Source organism: Inquilinus limosus (assembly GCF_051487185.1).
Taxonomy (GTDB): domain Bacteria; phylum Pseudomonadota; class Alphaproteobacteria; order DSM-16000; family Inquilinaceae; genus Inquilinus; species Inquilinus limosus_F.
The window spans coordinates 57,763-78,944 of the sequence record NZ_JAHVDK010000033.1 but is presented as its reverse complement, the minus strand read 5'-3'; the positions used below and the strand labels follow the sequence as shown (position 1 = coordinate 78,944).

General features: G+C 68.2%; 21 protein-coding genes. 10 read left to right on the top strand and 11 right to left on the bottom strand.

What is annotated here, in order from left to right:
- Positions 1–5: 5 nt before the first annotated feature.
- Both KXR53_RS29925 and KXR53_RS29920 read right to left on the bottom strand, forming a co-directional pair.
- The gene (locus KXR53_RS29925; protein ID WP_437379162.1) at positions 6–1,271 is read right to left on the bottom strand and encodes an ABC transporter substrate-binding protein; all 1,266 of its coding nucleotides are present in this window, start codon (positions 1,269–1,271) and stop codon (positions 6–8) included.
- Between the two features lie 104 nt (positions 1,272–1,375).
- Positions 1,376–1,747 (bottom strand): c-type cytochrome, encoded by a 372-nt coding sequence (locus KXR53_RS29920; protein WP_437379160.1) that lies wholly within the window; start codon positions 1,745–1,747, stop codon positions 1,376–1,378.
- A 222-nt stretch (positions 1,748–1,969) separates the two neighbouring features.
- Here KXR53_RS29920 and KXR53_RS29915 point away from each other — a divergent pair, with 222 nt between their 5' ends.
- Entirely contained in the window at positions 1,970–2,947 is a 978-nt protein-coding gene (locus KXR53_RS29915; protein ID WP_437379158.1) for a quinoprotein relay system zinc metallohydrolase 2, read from the top strand.
- Between the two features lie 24 nt (positions 2,948–2,971).
- Complete coding sequence (locus tag KXR53_RS29910; RefSeq protein WP_437379156.1) at positions 2,972–3,769, top strand: quinoprotein dehydrogenase-associated SoxYZ-like carrier; 798 nt, start codon at positions 2,972–2,974, stop codon at positions 3,767–3,769.
- A gap of 163 nt (positions 3,770–3,932) precedes the next feature.
- Here the strand turns inward: KXR53_RS29910 and KXR53_RS29905 are convergent, their stop codons facing one another.
- Entirely contained in the window at positions 3,933–4,274 is a 342-nt protein-coding gene (locus tag KXR53_RS29905; RefSeq protein ID WP_437379154.1) for a hypothetical protein, read from the bottom strand.
- 83 nt (positions 4,275–4,357) lie between these two features.
- Here KXR53_RS29905 and KXR53_RS29900 point away from each other — a divergent pair, with 83 nt between their 5' ends.
- The 5 genes from KXR53_RS29900 to KXR53_RS29880 all read left to right on the top strand — a co-directional run bounded on the left by KXR53_RS29900 (position 4,358) and on the right by KXR53_RS29880 (position 9,125).
- Positions 4,358–4,813: a hypothetical protein gene (locus tag KXR53_RS29900; protein ID WP_437379152.1), complete on the top strand. Its 456-nt coding sequence runs from the start codon at positions 4,358–4,360 to the stop codon at positions 4,811–4,813.
- Positions 4,814–5,271: 458 nt separating this feature from the next.
- Positions 5,272–7,074 carry a lanthanide-dependent methanol dehydrogenase XoxF5 gene (gene xoxF5 / locus KXR53_RS29895; protein WP_437379150.1) on the top strand — a complete coding sequence of 601 codons (1,803 nt, stop codon included), beginning with the start codon at positions 5,272–5,274 and terminating at the stop codon, positions 7,072–7,074.
- Positions 7,075–7,168: 94 nt separating this feature from the next.
- A complete protein-coding gene (locus KXR53_RS29890; protein ID WP_437379148.1) occupies positions 7,169–7,723 on the top strand; it encodes a c-type cytochrome, methanol metabolism-related in 555 nt (184 codons plus the stop codon).
- Positions 7,724–7,733: 10 nt separating this feature from the next.
- Positions 7,734–8,567 (top strand): substrate-binding domain-containing protein, encoded by an 834-nt coding sequence (locus tag KXR53_RS29885; RefSeq protein ID WP_437379146.1) that lies wholly within the window; start codon positions 7,734–7,736, stop codon positions 8,565–8,567.
- A gap of 6 nt (positions 8,568–8,573) precedes the next feature.
- The gene (locus KXR53_RS29880) at positions 8,574–9,125 is read left to right on the top strand and encodes a PQQ-dependent catabolism-associated CXXCW motif protein (RefSeq protein ID WP_437379144.1); all 552 of its coding nucleotides are present in this window, start codon (positions 8,574–8,576) and stop codon (positions 9,123–9,125) included.
- 123 nt (positions 9,126–9,248) lie between these two features.
- Here the strand turns inward: KXR53_RS29880 and KXR53_RS29875 are convergent, their stop codons facing one another.
- Genes KXR53_RS29875 through KXR53_RS29850 form a run of 6 tightly spaced genes read right to left on the bottom strand, consistent with a single transcriptional unit; the run spans position 9,249 to position 14,069 of the window.
- Positions 9,249–9,527, bottom strand: a complete 279-nt coding sequence (locus tag KXR53_RS29875; protein WP_437379142.1) for a type II toxin-antitoxin system ParD family antitoxin — start codon at positions 9,525–9,527, stop codon at positions 9,249–9,251.
- Positions 9,528–9,587: 60 nt separating this feature from the next.
- A complete protein-coding gene (locus KXR53_RS29870; RefSeq protein ID WP_437379140.1) occupies positions 9,588–10,337 on the bottom strand; it encodes an ABC transporter ATP-binding protein in 750 nt (249 codons plus the stop codon).
- Positions 10,334–11,116, bottom strand: coding sequence for an ABC transporter permease (locus KXR53_RS29865; protein WP_437379138.1), 783 nt, complete (start codon positions 11,114–11,116; stop codon positions 10,334–10,336). Before KXR53_RS29865 ends, KXR53_RS29870 begins: the two co-directional genes overlap by 4 nt.
- Complete coding sequence (locus KXR53_RS29860) at positions 11,106–12,089, bottom strand: ABC transporter substrate-binding protein (RefSeq protein ID WP_437379136.1); 984 nt, start codon at positions 12,087–12,089, stop codon at positions 11,106–11,108. The genes KXR53_RS29865 and KXR53_RS29860 overlap by 11 nt, the downstream gene beginning before the upstream one ends.
- Before the next feature lie 4 nt (positions 12,090–12,093).
- Entirely contained in the window at positions 12,094–12,942 is an 849-nt protein-coding gene (fghA, locus tag KXR53_RS29855) for an S-formylglutathione hydrolase (RefSeq protein WP_437379134.1), read from the bottom strand.
- Positions 12,942–14,069, bottom strand: coding sequence for an S-(hydroxymethyl)glutathione dehydrogenase/class III alcohol dehydrogenase (locus KXR53_RS29850; RefSeq protein ID WP_437379132.1), 1,128 nt, complete (start codon positions 14,067–14,069; stop codon positions 12,942–12,944). The genes fghA and KXR53_RS29850 overlap by 1 nt, the downstream gene beginning before the upstream one ends.
- A 289-nt stretch (positions 14,070–14,358) precedes the next feature.
- Between KXR53_RS29850 and nosP the strand changes: the two genes are divergently transcribed.
- Entirely contained in the window at positions 14,359–15,465 is a 1,107-nt protein-coding gene (gene nosP, locus KXR53_RS29845; RefSeq protein WP_437379130.1) for a nitric oxide-sensing protein NosP, read from the top strand.
- A 3-nt stretch (positions 15,466–15,468) separates the two neighbouring features.
- Positions 15,469–18,147 carry a NahK/ErcS family hybrid sensor histidine kinase/response regulator gene (locus tag KXR53_RS29840; RefSeq protein WP_437379128.1) on the top strand — a complete coding sequence of 893 codons (2,679 nt, stop codon included), beginning with the start codon at positions 15,469–15,471 and terminating at the stop codon, positions 18,145–18,147.
- Between the two features lie 142 nt (positions 18,148–18,289).
- Here the strand turns inward: KXR53_RS29840 and KXR53_RS29835 are convergent, their stop codons facing one another.
- A complete protein-coding gene (locus KXR53_RS29835) occupies positions 18,290–18,943 on the bottom strand; it encodes a response regulator (protein ID WP_437379126.1) in 654 nt (217 codons plus the stop codon).
- A 219-nt stretch (positions 18,944–19,162) separates the two neighbouring features.
- Here KXR53_RS29835 and KXR53_RS29830 point away from each other — a divergent pair, with 219 nt between their 5' ends.
- Positions 19,163–19,759 carry a sugar phosphate isomerase/epimerase family protein gene (locus tag KXR53_RS29830; protein WP_437379124.1) on the top strand — a complete coding sequence of 199 codons (597 nt, stop codon included), beginning with the start codon at positions 19,163–19,165 and terminating at the stop codon, positions 19,757–19,759.
- A 20-nt stretch (positions 19,760–19,779) separates the two neighbouring features.
- Here the strand turns inward: KXR53_RS29830 and KXR53_RS29825 are convergent, their stop codons facing one another.
- Positions 19,780–21,012, bottom strand: coding sequence for a TIR domain-containing protein (locus KXR53_RS29825; protein ID WP_437379122.1), 1,233 nt, complete (start codon positions 21,010–21,012; stop codon positions 19,780–19,782).
- Positions 21,013–21,182: the final 170 nt, after the last annotated feature.

The following is a 21,182-nucleotide window of genomic DNA, read 5'->3' as shown; positions in this document are numbered from 1 at the left end:
CCTCCTCACGGGTTCAGCCGGCACTGCGATTCCGGCTCGTCATAGCCGAGCGTATCGAGCGGCGTGCGCTGGTGCAGAAAACCCTCCTGCGGTGAGACCGAGACCAGCATCATCGGCGAGGCCAGCAGGATCGGCTGGCGCATCTGCTGGTCCCAGCGGCGGAAGGTCAGGGGCACGCCCTTGAAGGCGCCGAGCTGGAACTCGTCGGACAGCAGGTAGGACCGGATCGCGGCGGGATCGGCCTTGCCGGTGCGGGTCACCGCCTCTCCCAGTGCACGGACCGCGGCCCAGGCGGCGTAGTCGCGCTCCAGCATCCAGCGGCCGGCGGCCCGCTGGAACCGGCGCTGGATCTGGGTGCCGCCCCACTGCTCCTGACTGCGATGCCAGGCGGTCGGCACCAGCCCCTGGGTGCCGACGACCGGCCGCGCATCCCAGGTGCGATAGGGCAGGTATTCGCCGAACACCTCGCTCTCGTCGGCCACGACCATGACGTCGTAGTCCGGCAGGCGCTGGGTCAGCTGCGTCATCTGCCGCTGCACCTGCTGCTCGCCGGTGTCGGCGCGGCGGGAGCCGGCCTGGAACTCGTAGGTGCGCTCCTCGACGATCTGGGCGCCGTAGCGCTTGGCGGCGCGGCGGATGGCGTCGGCGAAGGCCTTGTCGTCGTCTCGCGTGCCGGAGACCAGCACCCAGCGGGTCCAGCGCTTGAACGCCAGATACTGGGCCAGGGCGTCGGCCTTCATCGCCCGGCTTGGAATGGTGTGGAACAGGTTGGCGCGGCAGTCGGCGACGCGCAGCCGGTCGTCCTGGGCGCGGGCGTCGAGGATCACCGCGTCCTTCATCTCCGGCAGGTCGGCGAGCTGCAACAGCCGGTCGGCCGTCAGGTCGGCGACGATCAGCCTGATGCCCTTGCCGGCCATGGCCGCGGCGGCGCCGGCCAGGTCGCCGCCGGCGGGAACGACCGTCTCGTCCAGCTTGTAGTCCTGGCCAAGGAAGCGGCCGGTGGTCTGGTTGTCGGTGAGGGCGAGGCGGGCGCCGGCCAGCCCTTTGTCCTTGGCCACCGGCTCGACCAACGACAGCGGCTCCGGCTCCGGGATCGCCTCGCTGAGCCAGCCGATGGTGACCGACAGCTTCGGCGCCTGCTGCTGTGCCGCGGCCGGAAACGCCAGCAGCGCCGCGGCCAGGCCGAGCGCTGTGAGGAGACGGCTCAGAAGCCGAGAGGCCTGCGCCGCCCCCTCACCCGAAATCGCTGCGCGATTTCGACCTCTCCCCAAGGAGAGGTGATCAAGGCCCGGCCGGTCTTCCCCTCTCCTCGGGGAGAGGGAGGGGCCCGCGCGCGAAGCGCGTGGGAGGGTGAGGGGGCGCCCCGCGCCCATCGTCAGCTCGCGCCCGATTCCTTCAGATAGGCGATGACGGCTTGGCGGTCCTCCTCCTTCGGCAGGCCGGGGAAGACCATCTTGGTGCCGGGCACCAGCTGCTTGGGATTGGCGAGATACTTGTCGAGCGTCGCCTCGTCCCAGGTCAGATGCGCGTTCTTCATCGCGTCCGAGTACTTGAAACCGTCGACCGAGGCCGCGGCCCGGCCGATCACGCCGTGCAGCGTCGGGCCGAGCTTGTTGGTGCCGGCGTCGACCGAATGACAGGCCTGGCATTTGGCGAAAACCTGCTTGCCCTTGGCCGCGTCCTGGGCCTGGGCCGCCATCGGCAGCGCGAGAGCGGCGATTGCCGCAACGAGCGCAAAACCTCGCATCTCGGACGTCCTCCTGCTGGGCCGGACGGGCCGGCGTTCCGCTTCGGCATCGGCCTGGGCCGGAGCCCTGCCGCGCCTGCCCGCTCGACGGGCGGGATTGGCCCGACTGTATGAACCGCCCCCGGCCCCGACAAGGCGAGAAGAAGCAACTGAGACCAAAGTCCAATTCAGCCGCAGGGCAAAAGCGCGGCCTGATGATCCTGGTCCTGCGGGAGAATTCGAGTGCCGTCATCGGACCGCAAGGGAGATCCGAACCCGCCGGGGGCACTGAGCCGCCGACGCGCGATCGGTGGCGCCCTGGCGCTGGGCCTCGTGGGCGGCGCGGCTGCCCCACCGACCGACCCGCCGCTGCCGGTGACGGAGGTCGCGCCCGGCGTCTTCGTGTTCCAGGGCGCGCATGAGGAGGCGACGGAAACGAATCTCGGCGGCATCGCCAATCTCGGCTTCGTCGTCGGCAACGAGGCGGCAGCGGTGATCGACACCGGCGGCAGCGCCGCCGAGGGCCGGCGGCTGCTGGCGTCGATATGGCAGCGGACCACCCTGCCCATCCGCTGGGTCATCAACACCCATTTCCACCCCGATCATGCGCTGGGCAACGCCGCCTTCGCCGGGCCGTTCACGACCGTCGTCGGCCACGCCAACATGCCGCGCGGCCTGGCCGCCCGGGCCGACACCTATCTCGACGGGCTGCGCCGGGCGCTGGGCGACGCCGCCGCGGGCACCGCGATCGTGCCGCCAACCGTCCTGGTGCGCGACCGGCTGTCGCTCGACCTCGGCGGCCGGACGCTCGAGCTGAAGGCCTGGCCGCCGGCGCACACCGATGCCGATCTCACTGTGCTGGACACCGCGACCGGCACGCTGTTCGCCAGCGACCTGGTGTTCCTGCAGCGGGTGCCGGCGATCGACGGCTCGCTGCGCGGCTGGCTGGACGCCATCGCCAGGCTGCGGCGCGAGGGCGGGGTCCGGCGGGTGGTGCCGGGCCATGGCCCGGCCTCCGCCCCCTGGCCGGATGCGCTGGACGACGAGGAGCGTTATCTTCGCCTGATCCTGACCGAGACCCGCGCGGCGCTGGCCGCCGGGCGCAGCCTCGACCAGGCGGTGGCCACGGTCGGCCGGTCCGAGCGCGACCGCTGGCTGCTGTTCGACGACTACAACGACCGCAACGTCGCCACGGCGTACACCGAGCTGGAATGGGAGTAGCCGGGAGGCGGAAGGGAGGATGCCATGCCGAAGCACGCCGTTGCCCTGGCGCTGATCGCCCTGGTCGCCTTGGCCGCCCCCGCCCGGGCCGCCGACGCGGATCCCTGGCCCGAGCTGCAGACCGCGATCTTCGGCGACAAGCCGGTCGCCGACGGCAGCGCCTTCATGCGGGTGGAGGCGCCGCAGCGCGCCTATGACGCGGCGGTGGTGCCGGTGACCATCCGCTTCGACCGCGAGCGCATGCCGGCCGGGCGGATCCGCGCCGTCACCCTGGTCGTCGACAAGAACCCCGCCCCGGTCGCCGCGGTGTTCCGGCTGGGCGACGGCGTCTCCGACCCGACCATCGGCACAAGGGTGCGGGTGAACGAGTACACCAACATCCACGCCGTGGCCGAGACCGCCGACGGATCGCTGTTCATGACCGCCGCCTTCGTCAAGGCGGCCGGCGGCTGCTCCGCCCCCGCCATGAAGACGCCGGATGAGGCCATGGCTCATCTCGGCGAGATGCGGACCAAGAACCTGGACGCGGCGCTGATCGGCCAGCCGAGCCGGGTCGAGCTCTTGATCCGGCACCCGAACTATTCCGGCATGCAGATGGACCAGATCAAGCGCACCTATGTCCCGGCGCGCTTCATCGAGACCATCGAAGTCAGCTATGACGGCGCCGAGCTGCTGCGGGTCGAGGGCAACATCTCGCTGAGCGAGAACCCGATGGTGGAGTTCAGCTTCACCCCGGCGGAGGCCGGGCGGCTGAGCGCGACCGCCAAGGATTCGGACGGCGCCGTCTTCACCGGCGCCTGGCCGGTGCCGGCGACGATGTGAGGCGACGGCTCATGCCAGACTGGAACCCTAGCCCATCCTCGTCATGGCGAGCCCCGAAGGGGCGCGGCCATCCAGCGGCACAGCCCTCTGGATGGCCACGTCGCTACGCTCCTCGCCATGACGGTTTCAGGTCGTCATGACCTGCGCCGCACGAGGCCTGGCGTCAGAAGCAGCGGAAGTCGGCCTCGATCTGGGCCAGGCGCAGCGTGTCGACCATGGTCTTCAGCATCGTCATCTCGCGGAAGATGCCGGCCTGGTCGCCGGTGGCAAGCTGCATGCGCAGCACCGTCTCGGCCTTCTCATAGGCGCTGTAGGGCATGATCGAGGCGACCGTGTCGATGCTGCAGGAACAGCGCTGCAGCATCTCCTGCGTCTCGCCGTTGCTGGCCATGCAGCCGATCACGTAGTCGGCCACCACCGGGGTCGGATAGTCGTTCGCCCGCGCCGGGCCAGGCGTGGCGAGCAGCGCCGGGGCGAGGAGGGCGAGAATCGCGCAGCCCTTCATGGCGGTCGCTCCGCAGTCGCGTCGGGCGGTCAGCAGAGCAAAGGGCCGGCGGCGGGTCAATTCGTTCCAAGGGACGAGATTCGATGACCGGCCCGGTCCCGGCCGCGCTGGTCGCCAGCCTGCTGACCGCCGTTTCAGGCTACACCGGCTATGCGATCCCCGGCGACCCGCCGACCGTGCTGATGGTGCCGCATGCGGCGCTGGAGGCGATGGCCTGCAGCCATCCCTGCGCCGTGATGGGCTATGCCGGGCAGGACGGCACCATCGCGCTCGACGACCGGCTGAGGATCGGCACCGACCCGGCCGACACCAGCATCCTGGTGCACGAGCTGACCCATTTCCTGCAGCGCGCCGCCGCGGGCGGGGCGCCGGCGGCCGACTGCGACGCCTGGCTGGAGCGCGAGCGCGAGGCCTATGACGTGCAGTACCGCTGGCTGCGCGACACCGCGCCGACGATGCGCGAGTTTTCGCTTCGCCTCGTCCGCCTCGGCCCCCACCCGCTGATCCCGGCCTGCCGGCCGGGCCAGCCCATGCCGTGAGCGGCGCCGCGACATGATTGGACCGGTGTCGCGGAAGTACTGCCCTGGCCCTTGAACAAGCGGCGCGGCCGCTTTCTTTCGCACCGCAAAAATCCGGTCGAGGCGCCGGTTTCACTGCCAGCCCGACCGCTATGCCCCTGCCGACCCCCGCACTGTCGACCAGGGCACGAAATCAATATTTGAAGATTGTACCTTGGTATAAATCCAGTATTTACTTCGCAATCGCGAAAAACGGATTTCGTACCAAAGGACAATATGATTTTGTGTGTTTGCAATTGACTGGGATTTGGATGTCTCCGCAAAGTGATGGCGGTCGTCTTCCGAATGAAGCACCAACAGGCCCGGAGACGAGGCCATGACGACCGGGCCCGATGGCGTGAACGACCGTCGAGGCGGACCTCCGGCGTGCCGCTGGCATTGCCGCGGGTCCCGCATCGCGATCAATGGGAGGAGAGCGAATGCCCAGATTGCTGCGCGTTTCCGGGACCGCCTTGGCGCTTGTGCTCGCGCTGGCGGCGCTGCCGACTGTCGCGTCGGCCAATGACGAGCTGATCAAGCTGGAGAAAGACCCCAACCAGTGGGTGACGCCGCTCGGCAACTATGCCGGCACGCGCTACAGCGCGCTGAAGCAGATCACCGCGGAGAACGTCAAGACCCTGCAACCGGTCTGGACCTTTTCCACCGGCGTGCTGCGCGGCCATGAGGGCGGACCGCTGGTGATCGGCAGCACGATGTATGTCCATGCGCCGTTCCCGAACACGGTCTATGCCCTGGATCTCGCCAACAACGGCAAGATCATCTGGAAGTACGAGCCGAAGCAGGACCCGAACGTCATCCCGGTGATGTGCTGCGACACCGTCAATCGCGGCGTCGCCTATGGCGACGGGATGATCTTCCTGCACCAGGCCGACACAACGCTGGTGGCGCTGGACGCCAAGACCGGCAAGGTGGCGTGGAGCGCCAAGGACGGCGACCCGACCAAGGGCGAGACCGGCACCTCGGCGCCGCTGGTGGTCAAGGACAAGGTGCTGATCGGCAATTCCGGCGGCGAATTCGGCGTCCGCGGCAAGGTGACGGCCTATGACATCAAGACCGGCAAGGTCGCCTGGACCGCCTGGTCGATGGGGCCGGACGCCGACACGCTGATGGATCCGGAGAAGACCACCCATCTCGGCAAGCCGGTGGGCAAGGATTCCGGCATCACCACCTGGCAGGGCGACCAGTGGAAGATCGGCGGCGGCACCACCTGGGGCTGGCTCTCCTACGATCCGGAGACCAACCTGATCTATTACGGCACCGGCAATCCCAGCACCTGGAACCCGGTGCAGCGCCCCGGCGACAACAAGTGGTCGATGACCATCTTCGCCCGCGACGCTGATACCGGCATGGCGAAATGGGTCTATCAGATGACGCCCCATGACGAATGGGACTATGACGGCGTCAACGAGATGATCCTGGTCGACAAGCCGTTCAACGGCCAGGACCGCAAGCTGCTGGTCCATTTCGACCGCAACGGCTTCGCCTACACCATGGACCGGGTGAGTGGTGAGCTGCTGGTGGCCGAGAAATACGACCCGGCGGTCAACTGGGCGACGAAGATCGACCTGAAGACCGGCCTGCCGGAGCGCGACAAGAAGTACTCGACCGAAGCCAATGGCGAGGACGTCAACTCGCAGGGTATCTGCCCGGCGGCGCTCGGCACCAAGGACCAGCAGCCGGCGACCTATTCGCCGGACACCGGCCTGTTCTACGTGCCGACCAACCATGTCTGCATGGACTACGAGCCGTACAAGGTGGCCTACACCGCCGGCCAGCCCTATGTCGGCGCGACGCTGAGCATGTACCCGGCCCCGGGTGGCGACCATCTCGGCAACTTCATCGCCTGGGATGCGGAGAAGGGCAAGATCGTGTGGTCGATCCCCGAGCCGTTCTCGGTCTGGAGCGGGGCCTTGGCCACCGCCGGCGGCGTGGTCTTCTACGGCACGCTGGAGGGCTATCTGAAGGCGGTCGACGCCAAGACCGGCAAGGAGCTGTACAAGTTCAAGACCCCCTCCGGCATCATCGGCAACGTCAACACCTATACGTACGATGGCAAGCAGTACGTTGCCGTTCTCTCCGGCGTCGGCGGCTGGGCCGGCATCGGGATGGCGGCGGGCCTGACCAACCCGACCGAGGGTCTCGGCGCGGTCGGTGCCTATCAGTCGCTGTCGCAATACACCCAGCTGGGCGGAACGCTGACCGTCTTCGCCCTTCCCGATTGAAGCCTCCCTGTGCCTCGGAGGCGGGCTTCGGCCCGCCTCCTCTTTCTTCGGCCTGTGCCAAGCCGACGTGCCACATCATCCAAGAGGATCGAGGATGCCTTTCCGCGCCTTCCTGTTCCGCACCGCCCTCCTGACCGGCAGCCTGATCGCGATCGGCGGCTTCGCCGCCGCGACCTTCGCCCAGGACAAGAGCAGCGACCCGGCGGGGCAGCAGCCGGCGGCGAATGCGGCCGCGGCGCCGGCGGCCACGGAGGAGGAGAAGCCGTACCACATCGGCGCGGACGGCACGGTCGACTGGCTGGTCTATAATGGGTTCCGCCGCTACAACAGCATCTGCTACGTCTGCCACGGGCCGGACGGCGAGGGCAGCAGCTTCGCCCCCAGCCTGGTCGATTCGCTGAAGACGCTGTCCTTCGACCAGTTCATGGACACGGTGGTGAACGGCAAGGAGACCGTGAACACGGCCAGCGAGAAGAAGATGCCGGCGCTGGGGTCGGACCCGAACGTGATGTGCTACATCAACGACATCTACGCCTATCTCAAGGCCCGGTCCGACGGTGTCGTGGGGCGCGGCCGGCCGGCCAAGTTCGAGAAGAAGTCCAAGGACTATGCCGAGGCGGAATCCGCCTGCATGGGGACGCCGGGCTAGGGCGCCCCGCGTGACCGCGACCCGGCGTCTCGCGGCGCTGGCCCTGCTGGCCGGCGCCGTCCTGCTGTCCGCCCCGATCCGGGCCGAGCCGCCACGGCCGGAGGCGATCGACCGTTCGGCGCTCAGGGTCTGCGCCGACCCCGCCAACCTGCCCTTCTCCAACGACAAGGGTGAGGGCTTCGAGAACCGGATCGCCGAGCTGCTGGCGAGCAGGCTCGGCGTGCCGGTGCGCTACACCTGGTACCCGAACTCGACCGGCTTCCTGCGCATGACCCTGCGGGCGCGGCGCTGCGACCTGGTGATGGGCATCGCCGCCGGCGCCGATATGGTGCAGAACACCAACCCCTATTACCGCTCCGGCTACGTCATGGTGACGCGGCGCGAGGACAAGCTGGCCGACCTCACCGGACTGGCCGACCCTCGGCTGAAGACCCTGCGCCTCGGCATCACCGCCGGCACGCCGCCCGCCAACCTGGCGGCGCGCGACGGGCTGATGGCGCAGGCCCGGCCCTATCCGCTGGTCGTCGACACCCGCTTCGACGCGCCGGGCCGCCAGATGATCGAGGACCTGGCGGGCAAGCAGATCGACGTCGCCGTGCTGTGGGGGCCGATCGCCGGCTACTTCGCCAGGCAGCACGGCGACGCGCTGGTGGTGACGCCGCTGTCGAACGAGGCGAAGGACACACGGCTCGACTTCTACATCACCATGGGCGTGCGGCCGGGCGAGAGCGACTGGAAGAACCGGATCAACGCGCTGATCCGGGAGAACCGGGACGCGATCACCGCGATCCTGAAGGAGTACGGCGTGCCGATGCTCGATGCGCGCGGCCAGCCCATGCTTTGAGCCGGGATGCGTCGCTGCCTGCTCCACCTCGCCGTCCTGGCCCTCTGCCTCGCCGCCGCACCGGCCGCGGCGCAGCAGCCGGCGGAGCCCGACGGCTACCGCATGGAGGACTACCGGGCGCCGACCCCGGCGACGCTGCAGGGCGCCACGGTGGTCGACGCCGCGGCGGTGGAGCGGCTGATCCGCAGCGGCCCGGTGGTGCTGATCGACGTGCTGCCGCAGCCGCCGCGGCCGGACAAGCTGCCGCCGGGGACGCTGTGGCGGCCGCCGGAGCGGCGCGACATCCCGGGCAGCGTCTGGCTGGCCAACACCGGCTACGGCGCCCTGTCGGCGGAGATGGAGGCCTATTTCCGCGACGCCCTGGCGGCGCTGACGCTGGGCGACCGCGCCCGGCCGCTGGTGTTCTACTGCGATGCGGAGTGCTGGATGTCCTGGAACGCCGCCAAGCGCGCGGTGGCCGAGGGCTACACCGCCGTGCACTGGTTCCCCGGCGGGGTGAAGGACTGGACCGCCGGCGGCCGCCCGACCCTGCCGAACGCGCCGCTGCCGGTGAAGTAGGGCAGCCCCTCCCCTTACACATTCGTCATCCCCGCGAAAGCGGGGATCTCGTTACGTCTCAAACCGGATAGAGATTCCCGCTTTCGCGGGAATGACGACAGGAGGTGGGTGGGTAAAATCGCTTCAGCGGTGTTTCGCCATCCGGGCGCGCAGCTTGGCCAGTCCCTCGAGAACCTCTTCGCTGGTGACAAGGCTCGACGGATCGGCCTTGGCTTCGTCATAGGCGGCCACCACCTCCGTGCGCAGCCATTTCTCGAGCGCCTGATCGCGGGCCTGCAGGGCGCGCAGACCGTCGCGGATCACCTCGCTCTCGCTGGCGTACTCGCCCGAGGCGACCTTGGCCCGGACCATCTCCGCCATCTCGTTCGGAAGAGTGACGCTGAACTGCTGGGTGGTGCGCAATTGCGCCTCCGATCCTGCTGAATAGGATGGAACACTATCACAGATCCGGCCGGGATGCAGTCAGGCTTGATCCGCCGGCTCGCCCTCCTCCGCCACCGCCAGCCCCGGGTCGAAGCGCAGCAGGGCGTCGACGATGGCGTCGATGCGCGGATCGGCGGGGTCGCGCGGATGCGGCAGCTCGATGCCCCGCTGCAGCGACACCCGCCCGACACCCTCCGCCAGCACCACCACGCGGTCGGCCAGGGTCACCGCCTCGCGCAGGTCGTGGGTGACCAGCAGCACGGTCGGCCGGTGGCGTTGCCAGTATTCGGCCAGGAGGGTCCGCATCCGCCCGGCCAAAGCGTGGTCGAGCGAGACCAGCGGCTCGTCCAGCAGCAGCAGGTCGGGCTCGACCAACAGCGCCCGGGCCAAAGCGGCGCGGCGCTGCATGCCGCCGGAGAGCTGGCCGGGGTAAGCATCTTCCCGGCCGTCCAGCTCGACCGCTGCCAGCAGTTCTCTGGCCCTCGGCTCGGCGCCGCGGCCGGCGACCAGCAGCAGGTTGTCGAGCAGGCCGAGCCAGGGCACGAGGCGCGGGTCCTGGAACACCGCGGCACGGCGGCGCGGCGGCCCGTCCGGCCAGTCGATGCGGCCCTGATAGCCAGGGTCGAGCCCGCCGATGATGCGCAGCAGCGTGGTCTTGCCGCGGCCGGAGGGCCCGGCCAGGGCCACGAACTCCCCGGCCCCGATCGCAAGGTCGACGCCGTCCAGCACGTCGCGCGGCACGGGCGCGGCGAAGCGCCGGCGGATGCCCTGCAGCGCGAAGCCGATCATGGCGACCGCCAGCGTCCGGCGGCGCGGTCGAGGGGCTGCAGGATGAAGGCCTCGATCGCCAGGATCACGGCGATGAACACCAGCGTGTAGGCGAGGATCCCGGCAATGTCGAAGAAGTTGAAGAAGCTGCGGATCTGGAAGCCGACGCCGTCCGGCCGGCCCAGCAGCTCGACCACGAGAACGATCTTCCAGGTCAAGGCAAGGCCGGAGCGGGCGGCGGCCATCAGGCTGGGGGCGAGTTGCGGCAGCACGATCCGCCGCAGCACCCGGCCGCGCGGCACGGCGAAGAGCTGCGCCATCTCCATCAGCGGCCGGTCGAGCGCCCGGGCGCCCTCGCGGGTGATCGCCACCACCAGTGGCGCCTTGTTGACCGCGACCGCCACCACCGCCGCCACCTCGTTCAGCCCGAACCAGACGTAGCAAAGCACGATCGTCACCAGGGCCGGCATGTTGAGCGCGATCACCAGCCAGCCGTCGAACAGCTCGTCGAGCAGGCGGCTGCGGCCGAGGGCAATGCCGATGGCAGCGCCGACCAGCATGGCGGCGGCGAAGGCGACCAGCACCCGCGCCAAGGTGACGGCGATGTTGTACGGCAGGTCGCCCGCGACCAGGTGCTGCCAGGCGGCGGCCGCGACCTCGGCGGGCGGCGGCAGCACCGGGCTGCCGGCCAGCAGGGCGGCGACCTGCCAGATCGCGGCCAGGATCAGGAGCGACAGCAGCCAGCGCCAGCGCCGCAGGCCCGGCGCCGCCGCAGCCGCCGGTGCGGCGTCAATCGCCATAGCCGGGCCAGAAGGTGCCGGGCGGCAGCGCCGTCAGCCCGCCGACCGCGGCCGGGGTAATTCCGGCCATCAGGCGCAAAGCCGCAGCGGCCGCCGCCTCATCCGCCGGACTGGGAGCAGGCGGGATGCCGGCGCGGTAGCCGTCGCGCAGGGCGGCGAAGACGGCCTCGTCCTCGGCCTGCATCTGCGGCTTCAGGCTCTGCCACAGCGCGTCGTCCGACTTCAGCGCCGCCTTGGCGGCGAAGGAAGCGTCGAGGAAGCCGCGGGCGAGGTCGGGTTTCTGCGCCGCCCAGGAGTCTCGGAACACCCAGCCGAGCAGCGGCGGTGGCCGGTCCAGACCGAGCTCCGGCAGGATCTTCGCGATCTCCACCACCGGCCGGAAGCCCTTCGCGGCCAGCCGGGCGGCGAACTGCCAGAAGTTGAGCACGGCGTCGAGGTCGCCGCGCAGCGCCAGCTGGTTCAGGAGCGGCGGCGCTGCGAAGTTCACCACCGCGGCGCGCGGCAGGTCGAGGCCCGCGACCTTGCGGGCATAAGCCTGGATCAGCACCCAGCTCTTGTCGTCCTCGCCGCCGGCGACGCCGAGGCGCTTGCCGCGCAGATGCTGGATGGTGCGGATGCCGGTCTTGGGGTCGGCCATCAGCGCGCCGACAGTCAGGGAGAAGGGCACGAAGGTGAAATCGCGTCCGGCCTGGCGCTGCCGTGCCACCCAGATCCAGTCGGTGACGATGGCGTCGACCGCGTCGGACTGGAAGGCGACGGCCGCCGCGTCCTTGTCGGCCAGCACCAGCGGGTCGAGCACGAAGCCGTGGCTGCGGTCGAGCCCGCCGTCGCGGATCACCGCCAGCTCCCAGTTCACCGTGCCGAACTGCAGCGTGCCGACGCGCACCCGCGGCAGGTCCTGGGCACGGGCGATCGACGCCGCCAGCAGCGCGCCACCGATGAGGAACCCGCGGCGGCCGATGGCGAGCGTCACGTCTCTACCCCCGGTTCAGCGTGCCGGCGTGGTGGCGGATGTGGTCGGCGATGAAGGTGGAGATGAAGTAGTAGCCGTGGTCGTAGCCGGGGTGACGGCGCAGCGTCAGCGGCTGGCCGGCCTTGCGGCAGGCGGCCTCGAGCAGATGCGGGTGCAGCTCGCGCTCGAGGAACTGGTCGGCCTCGCCCTGGTCGATCAGCAGATCCGGGCAGCGCGCACCCCGTTCGACCAGAGCCGTGGCATCCCACTCCGCCCAACCGGACTGGTCCGGGCCAAGATAGTTGCCGAAGGCCTTCTGCCCCCAGGGGCATTGCGACGGCGCGGCGATCGGCGCGAAGGCCGAGACCGAGCGGTAGAGGCCGGGGTTGCGGAGCGCCGCCACCAGCGCCCCGTGCCCGCCCATCGAATGGCCGAAGATCCCCATCGCCGAGCGCCGCGCCGGGAAGTACCTGCCGATCACCTCCGGCAGCTCGCGCGTCACATAGGCGTGCATGCGGTAGCCGTCGCGCCAGGGCGCCTGGGTGGCGTCGAGATAGAAGCCGGCGCCCAGGCCGAAATCCCAGCTGTCGTCGTCGCCCGGGTAGCGCCGGTCGCGCGGGCTGGTGTCCGGCGCCACCAGCATCAGCCCGAACTCCGCCGCATGCTGCAGGGCGCCGGCCTTGATGATGAAGGTCTCCTCGGTGCAGGTCAGCCCCGCCAGGTAGACCAGCACCGGCACCGGCCGCTCGGCCGCCTGCGGCGGCACGTAGACGGCGAAGCGCATCTCGCCGCCGATCTCGGACGAGGCGTGGCTGTAGAACCCCACCTCGCCCGCGAAGGCCCGATGCTTGCTGCGTATGACCAGCTCCACCATCAGTATTCGACGACCGTGCGGATCGACTTGCCCTCATGCATCAGGTCGAAGCCCTCGTTGATGCGGTCGAGCGGCAGCTTGTGGGTGATCATCGGGTCGATCTCGATCTTGCCGGCCATGTACCAGTCGACGATCTTCGGCACGTCGGTGCGGCCGCGCGCGCCGCCGAAGGCCGTGCCCTTCCACACCCTTCCGGTGACCAGCTGGAACGGCCGGGTCGAGATCTCCTGCCCCGCGCCGGCCACGCCGATGACGATGCTCTGGCCCCAGCCGCGATGCGCGCTCTCCAGCGCCGCCCGCATCACCTTGACGTTGCCGGTGCAGTCGAAGGTGTAGTCGGCGCCGCCGATCTGGTCGGCCCCGCGCTTGGTCATATTGACCAGATGGGGCACCAGGTCGCCCCCGACCTCGGTCGGGTTGACGAAATGGGTCATGCCGAAGCGCTCGCCCCAGGCCTTCTTGTCGTTGTTCAGGTCGACGCCGATGATCATGTCGGCGCCGGCCAGGCGGAGGCCCTGGATCACGTTCAGCCCGATGCCGCCGAGGCCGAAGACGATCGCAGTGGCGCCCGCCTCGACCTTGGCGGTGTTGATCACCGCGCCGATGCCGGTGGTCACGCCGCAGCCGATGTAGCAGATCTTGTCGAACGGCGCGTCGGGGTTGACCTTGGCCACCGCGATCTCCGGCAGCACGGTGAAGTTCGAGAAGGTCGAGCAGCCCATGTAGTGGAAGATCTTCTCGCCGCCGACCGAGAAGCGGCTGGTGCCGTCCGGCATCACGCCCTGGCCCTGGGTGGAGCGGATCGCGGTGCAGAGATTGGTCTTGCGCGACAGGCAGGACGGGCACTGCCGGCATTCCGGCGTGTACAGCGGGATGACATGGTCGCCCTTCGCCACGCTGGTGACGCCTGGCCCGACATCGACGACGATGCCGGCGCCCTCATGCCCCAGGATCGCCGGGAACAGGCCTTCCGGATCGGCGCCTGACAGGGTGAACTCGTCGGTGTGGCAGATCCCCGTCGCCTTGATCTCGACCAGCACCTCGCCGGCCTTCGGGCCTTCGAGGTCGACCTCCATGATCTCCAGCGGCTTGCCCGCGGCGACGGCAACGGCGGCACGCGTCTTCATCGTTTTCCTCCACATTTGTCGCGTCGTCCGGCGCGGGGCGCACGGGGAGTCGCGCCGCTGCCGCTCGAACCGGCGCCTGAACCTGCCGGGGAACGGTACCGGCAAAGAAACTCCGCTCGGAATAGGACTTTGGCACAAGCGCGATCAAGCCTGATAATTGGTCCTTGGATCAGTGGTCCCCGCCAGAGGGCCCCGCTAAGCTTCTCGGGAGGAAGCAATGCCCCAAGCCAGTGAAGCCAGGGAGAGGACGGCCGTCGTCGGCCAGAACGGCATCCGTCGGGGGATGAGCATGAAGGCGGCGACGGAAGACGCGGTCGAGGAGCTCCTGGACGCGATCGCCCAGGACCGGATGGAGATGGTCCTGCTGTTCTGCTCGCCGATCTACGACCTGCCCGCGGTGCTGACCGCCATGGCCCGGCGGCTGCCGGAGGTGCGGGTGCTGGGCTGCACCACCGCCGGCGAGATCACCCCTGCCGGCTACCGCCAGGGCACGATCACGGGCCTCAGCCTGTCCGCCGACCACTTCGCCGCCTCGGTCCGGCTGATCGAGCCGATGTCGAGCTTCGAGATCGCCGACGGCGCTGCCATCGCCAAGGACCTGCTGGCCGAGCACCAGGCCCGCCACCAGAACCGCTTCGACCCGTCGCGCACCTTCGCCCTGCTGATCAATGACGGGCTGTCGATGCATGAGGAGATCATCGTCAGCGCGCTGGGCGACGCGCTCGGCGAGATCCCGCTGGTCGGCGGCTCGGCCGGCGACAACCTGGCCTTCCGCGAGACCGCGATCTTCCTGGACGGCCGGGTGCTGTCGAGCGCCTCGCTCCTGGTGCTGGTCTCGACCGACCTCGCCTTCCGGGTATTCGAGCGGCAGCATTTTCAGCCGCTGGACCAGAAGATGGTGGTGACCAGGGCCGACCCGGCGCGGCGCGTGGTGATGGAGATCAACGCCGAGCCGGCGGCCGAGGAATACGCCCGGATGATCGGGCTGACGCCGGCCGACCTGACGCCCCTGGTCTTCGCCTCGCACCCGCTGGTGGTCCGGGCCGGCGGCCGGCATTATGTCCGCGCCATCCAGCGGGTCGACGAGCAGGGCTGCCTGCATTTCTTCTGCGCCATCGACGAGGGCATCATCCTGAGCGTCGCAAAGAGCGGCGATCTGGTCGCGAATCTGGCCTCGCTGTTCGACGATCTGCGCGCGGAATTGGGCAGCATCGACGCCGTGATCGGATTTGACTGCGTGCTGCGCTACGTCGAGATGGAGCAGCGCCAGATGCTGACCGAAGTCTCGAAGATCATGGCCCAGAACAACGTCGTCGGCTTCAACACCTATGGCGAGCAGTTCGGCATGATGCATGTCAGCCAGACCTTCACCGGGATCGCCTTCGGGCCGGGGTGAGCGATGGGGCCTGAGGCGGCGCAGGAGAACCGGCGGACGGAGGGCGACCAGGAGGCCGCGCTGCGGCGGCACATCGCCAAGCTGTCGGAGATCAACCGCGCCCTGATGCAGCGGGTCGAGCACAGCCTCGACATGCAGGGCAACGCCTATCAGCTGTTCCAGACCGCGATCCTCCTGGACCAGAAGGTGCGCGACCGGACGCGCGAGCTGGAGCACGCGCTGGAGGCGGTCGAGCTGTCGAACCGCGAGCTGAGCGAGGCGATCGTCGCCAGCCGCACGGCGCAGAACCGGCTGCAGGACGCGATCGACAGCATCTCCGAAGGCTTCGCCATCTTCGACCCGGACGACCGGCTGGTGCTGTTCAACCGCCGCTTCCTCGACTTCTGGCCGCAGCTGACCGACCGGATCCGGCCCGGCCTGTCGCTCGATGCGCTGATCCGCCTGGCGCTCGACGCCGGCATCATCCAGTCCGACGGCCTCAAGCCCGAGCTGTGGATCGCCGAGCGCCGGCGGGACCGCGCCTCCACCCGCGGCGGCGGCGCCCAGCGCTGGGTCTATGCCCTGGCCGACGGGCGCTGGGTCCAGGTCAATGACCGGCGGTCGACCGAGGGCGGCATCGCCTCGATCTACACCGACATCACCGACGTCAAGGACGCCGAGCGGCAGGAGCGCGAGAAGGCGCTGGCCGAACGCTCGGCCCATCTGCAGGCGACGCTGGAGAGCATGTCGATCGGCGTCGCCGTGTTCGACCGCGACCAGAAGCTGGTGACCGCCAACCGGCGCTACGGCGAGCTTCTGGAGCTGCCGGCGGAGCTGCGCCAGCCCGGCGCCTCCTACCGCCGGTTCCAGGAGTTCAACGACGGGCGCGGCGCCCCGGCGCTGGGCACCGCCTCGCCGATCGGCCCCGGCTCGGCCCGCGGCTCCGGCCCGCCCTCGGAGGTGGCGCTGAACGGCCGCTGGTTCGAGGTCAAGGGCGACCCGATGCCGGATGGCGGCTTCGTCACCTCCTATGTCGAGATCACCGAGCGCAAGCTGGCGGAGGAGGCGCTGCTGGACAGCGAGCAGCGGATCCGGCTGTTCGCCAATGCGGTGCCGACCATGATCTCCTATGTCGACCGCGACCAGCGCTACCGCTTCGTCAACCGCGCCTACCGCGCCGCCTATGCGCCGAACGGCACCCCGATCCTGGGCCAGACGCTGCGCGCGGTGCTGGGCGGGGCCGAATACGCCCATCGCCAGACCTTCATCGAGCGGGCGCTGGCCGGTGCCACCGTGACCTTCGATCTGCCGCTGCCGGGGTCGGACACCGAGCCGCGCTTCGGCTTCGCCACCTATGTGCCGCACCGCAACCACCGCGACGAGGTGGTCGGCTTCTTCACCCTGATCCAGGACATCACCGAGCGCCGCCGGGCCGAGCGCATCCTGGAGGCGGCGAATGAGGAGCTGGAGCGGCGGGTGCATGAGCGCACCGCCACCCTGTCCCGGCTGAACGAGGCGCTGTCGCTGGAGGTGGAGAAGCGCCGCCGCATCGCCCGCGAGCTGCGCATCGCCAAGACCGAGGCGGAGCGCGCCAATATCAGCAAGACCAAGTTCCTGGCCGATGCCAGCCACGACCTGCTGCAGCCGCTGAACGCCGCCCGGCTGTTCGTCGCGACGCTGGAGGACACGACGCTGCCGCCCGAGGGCGAGGCGCTGCTGGGCAAGATCGACCACGCGCTGGAGAACGTCGAGGAGCTGCTCAACATCCTGCTCGACATCTCCAAGCTCGACGCCGGCCGGGTCGGCGCCAATCTGCAGAGCGTGCCGCTGCCGCCGCTGATGGAGGCGCTGCACGACGAGATCGCGCCGCTGGCGGAGCGCAAGGGCCTGCGCTTCACCCTGCTGCCCTGCTCCCTCACCGTCTGCTCCGACCCGCAGCTGCTGCGCCGCCTCTTGCAGAACTTCCTGACCAACGCCGTGCGCTACACCCATGCCGGGCGGATCCTGTTCGGCGCCCGGCGCCGCGGCGGCGCGGTCGAGCTGCAGGTGGCCGACACCGGCATCGGTATCCCGCAGGAGCGGCTGGACGAGATCTTCGAGGAGTTCCGCCGGCTGGACGGGCCGGAGGGCCGGGCCGACGCAGGAGAGAAGGGCTACGGCCTCGGCCTGTCGATCGTGCGGCGGATCAGCCGGCTGCTCGGCACCGAGGTCAAGGTGCGCTCGACCGTCGGACGCGGCTCGACCTTCTCGGTCCTGGTGCCGCTGACCGACCCGGCGCAGGACTGCGTGGCGGCGCAGCCGGCCGCGGCCGCCGTGGTGCCGGGCGCGGTCGACCGGGTGCGGGTGCTGGTGATCGACAACGACCCCGCCATCCTCGACGGCATGACCCGGCTGCTGCGCAGCTGGGGCTGCCGGGTCGCCGCCGCCGCCGACCGGGCGGCGATGGAGGCCTGCGTCGGGGCCGATGGCTTCCGGCCGGACATCGTGCTGGCCGACTACCACCTCGACGCCGGCCAGCGCGGCACCGAGCTGATCATCGGCCTGCGCCATGCGCTGGACGAGGAGATCCCGGCCGCGGTGATCACCGCCGACCGCAGCCCCGAGGTGCAGTCGATGGTGCAGGCCCTGTCCGGGGTGAGCCTGCTGACCAAGCCGATCAAGCCTGCCCGGCTGCGCGCGCTGATCGCGTCGGCCCGGCGCTGAATGCTACTGGTGCGGCCGCCTGACGGCGGTTTCTGCGCTTCCGGTGCTCACGGACTCATGTCCGCTGCGCTCCGGTTCTCGAAACCACCGCCATTCGACTCGCACCAGCGCATTCCGCGCCGGGCCGACACGGCCGGCGGTGTCACAGCGCGCGGCGGTATTTCTGGAACAGGATCACCGCCTGGGTGCGGCTGGAGACGCCGAGCTTCTGCAGCAGGCTGGAGACATGCGCCTTGACCGTCGTGATCTGGACGTCGATGGCGTAGGCGATCTGCTTGTTCAGCAGGCCCTCGGCCATCAGCTCCAGCACCTTGCGCTGCTGGTTGGTCAGGAGCTCGAACCGGCAGCGGACGGCCTCGTCCAGCGGCTCGTCCTCTTCCAGCTCGCCCGGCCCGATCACGTCGAGCCCCTCCGACGGGGTGTAGCTGCCGCCGTCGAGGATGGTGGTGATGGCGGCGACGATGGCGTCGCGCGGCAGCGACTTCGGGATGTAGCCGACGGCGCCGGCGTCGAAGCATTCGCGCATCACGAAGCTGTCGGCCAGGGCCGAGATCACCGCCACCGGCACATCCGGCCGCCGGGTGCGCAGCGAGCGCACGCCCTTGACCCCGTTCATCCCCGGCATGCGGAGATCGAGCAGGATCAGGTCGAGATCCATGACCGAGGTGATCCGCTCGACCGCCTCACCGAAGCTGCCGCTCTCGAGCACATCGACCTGGTCGTCGAGCGACTTGAGCGTGCCCGCCAGAGCCTCGCGGAACATCGGGTGATCGTCAGCGACCAGGACCGTGCGCATCGGCGACCTCCCTGTCTCGACTGCAAGTGAGAAATTGAACGCTGCGTGACTCGGCGGGTCAAGCGAGAAGAGCCGGCATTGATCCTTGGTCGTAAGCGGGGCGAGCCCCGGCGGGTGAATCAGAACCCGAGCCCGCCGTTGTGATATGCAGGAATCGCCGCGGGAAAGAGGCGCAGTCCGAGGCAGGTAGAGCACCGCCTCCGCACATGCGCCGGCGTGTTGAACGAAGCCACCATCGCCGCCTGCGGCGAGGCCGGGGTGCCGATCATCCGGATCTGCGTGCCGGTCGACATGGCGATCGGCTTCCGCGCCACGGTCGAGGTGTATCGCCAGCAGTTCGACGCGCTGATCCCGGCCTTGGAGCGGCACGGCGTGGCCATTGGCATCCAGAACCATTCCGGCCTGCAGATCGGCAACGCCGCGGGGGTGCTGCACCTGATCGAGAGATACGACCCGAAGCATGTCTGCGCGGTGCTGGACATGGCGCATTGCGGCGTGGCCGGCGAGCCGACGGCGCTGGCGGTCGACATCCTGGCCGACCGGCTGCGCCTGGCCAACTTCAAGAGCGCCTATCAGCGCCGGCTCACCGCGCCGGAGGAGGAGGCGGTCTACAAGGTGCACTGGACCACGCATCAGCACGCCGCCTATTCCTGGTGCGAGTATGTGGCGTGCCTGCGGAAGATCGGGTACGACGGCGTCTATTGCCTGCCGGCCGAATACAGCCACCCGAGCGGCCAGGGCCAGCGCATGGGCGACGAGGTGCTGCCATTCCTGCGCGGCGATATCGCGCATTTGAAAGGGCTGTTGGGGGAGTAGAACGCCCGCTATCCCGTCGTCTATTCAGACTCGCTCTCGGTCGGAAGAGAGTGGTTCTTTATGTCCTTTATCGCCTCCAGAAGCTTGATTGTCGAGTGGGCGTCAAGTGTTTCGCCGGAATACCTGACTTCATATAATCCCTGCAAATTTGAAGGGAGCTTAACTCCTTCTCGAACCAGAAGAATGAATCGGCGACCATAGAACGCCATAGCTGCGCCGATCTCGATTAGCACATTTGGATTGAGAACTACGTGTTCCGACCCATCATTATCCTTGAGAACTCGCTCTGCGTCGACATGGATGATGGCAGCGCCTGAACGACGCATATCGTCCATGAATTTTTCTGGCACTGGCTTTGAGACAGACTGACGCTCAACCGAAACAATGGGCTCTAATTCACCATACTCCAGCAACTTCTTTATGGGATCCACAAGCTCCCTATTCTTTCCATGCGTAATAAAAACTCTGCGACGTCTTTGATCTTCTGCGAATGCTGCTGTAAGAGCAGCGCCTTTCGGAGACGTTAAGGCGGGAGGAGCTAGCACCCTCTGAGGTAATTCCTCAGGAACAGCTCTGCCATTAATTTCGGCCAAAGACTGATCAGGTATACCAAGCCTTTGCTGCTCATCCTGTCTAGACGGATCCGGCGCATTCATATCCAGCCGGACATAATACTTTCCTTTCAATTCCTCAATGAATCCCACGGACCGGGCGCTATCGCTAATTCTTTCCAATACTTCTTCCGTCTTAATCCTGGGAACACCCATTTCCTCTAAAACATTCAGAGCGATGTCCTGGCGCGGAAACTGATTGCCATCGTATCTCCTGAGAAAATCCCCGAACACACGAGGCCGAAGCACTGCTTCACGCTTAGCTATGACATCCTCGTCCTCGACCTTTGGTCGGATGATGCGTCGCGCAAGATCAGTAGCAGATATATTTGCTGCTTGCGCTCCACCTTCGATTAGACCAAATGCAATTGCAGCACCAGATATTAGGCGAAGCTGGGATCCTTTTGGATCAACATTCAATGCTTTGGCGACATTGAACGGCGTAGTTGGCCTTCCCGCATAATGGTCGAAGATCGCTTGAGGGAGACGTAACGCCTCATTTAAGGAAGCATTCGGCACGTCAGCCTGACGCACATACGCTCGTTTGGCCGCCGGCGCAGCCTCGGTCTTTCGCGGGCTTTTGGCAGCCCCGTTAGTCGTCTCCTTTATCGGATTGGATGCAGTTGCTTTTGCCTTTGCCATATCGAATCCAATTCAATGCATTGATCTAATACATTCAATTTAACCCGAGCCCGTTTAACTCACAACGGTATCTCATGACTCATTCGACGGATTTTTATCCTAGAACTGGCCTTCCAAGGTAATTTGACAGCCCCCGCCCCCTGCGTTAGCGTTGTTTGTGTACAAACAAT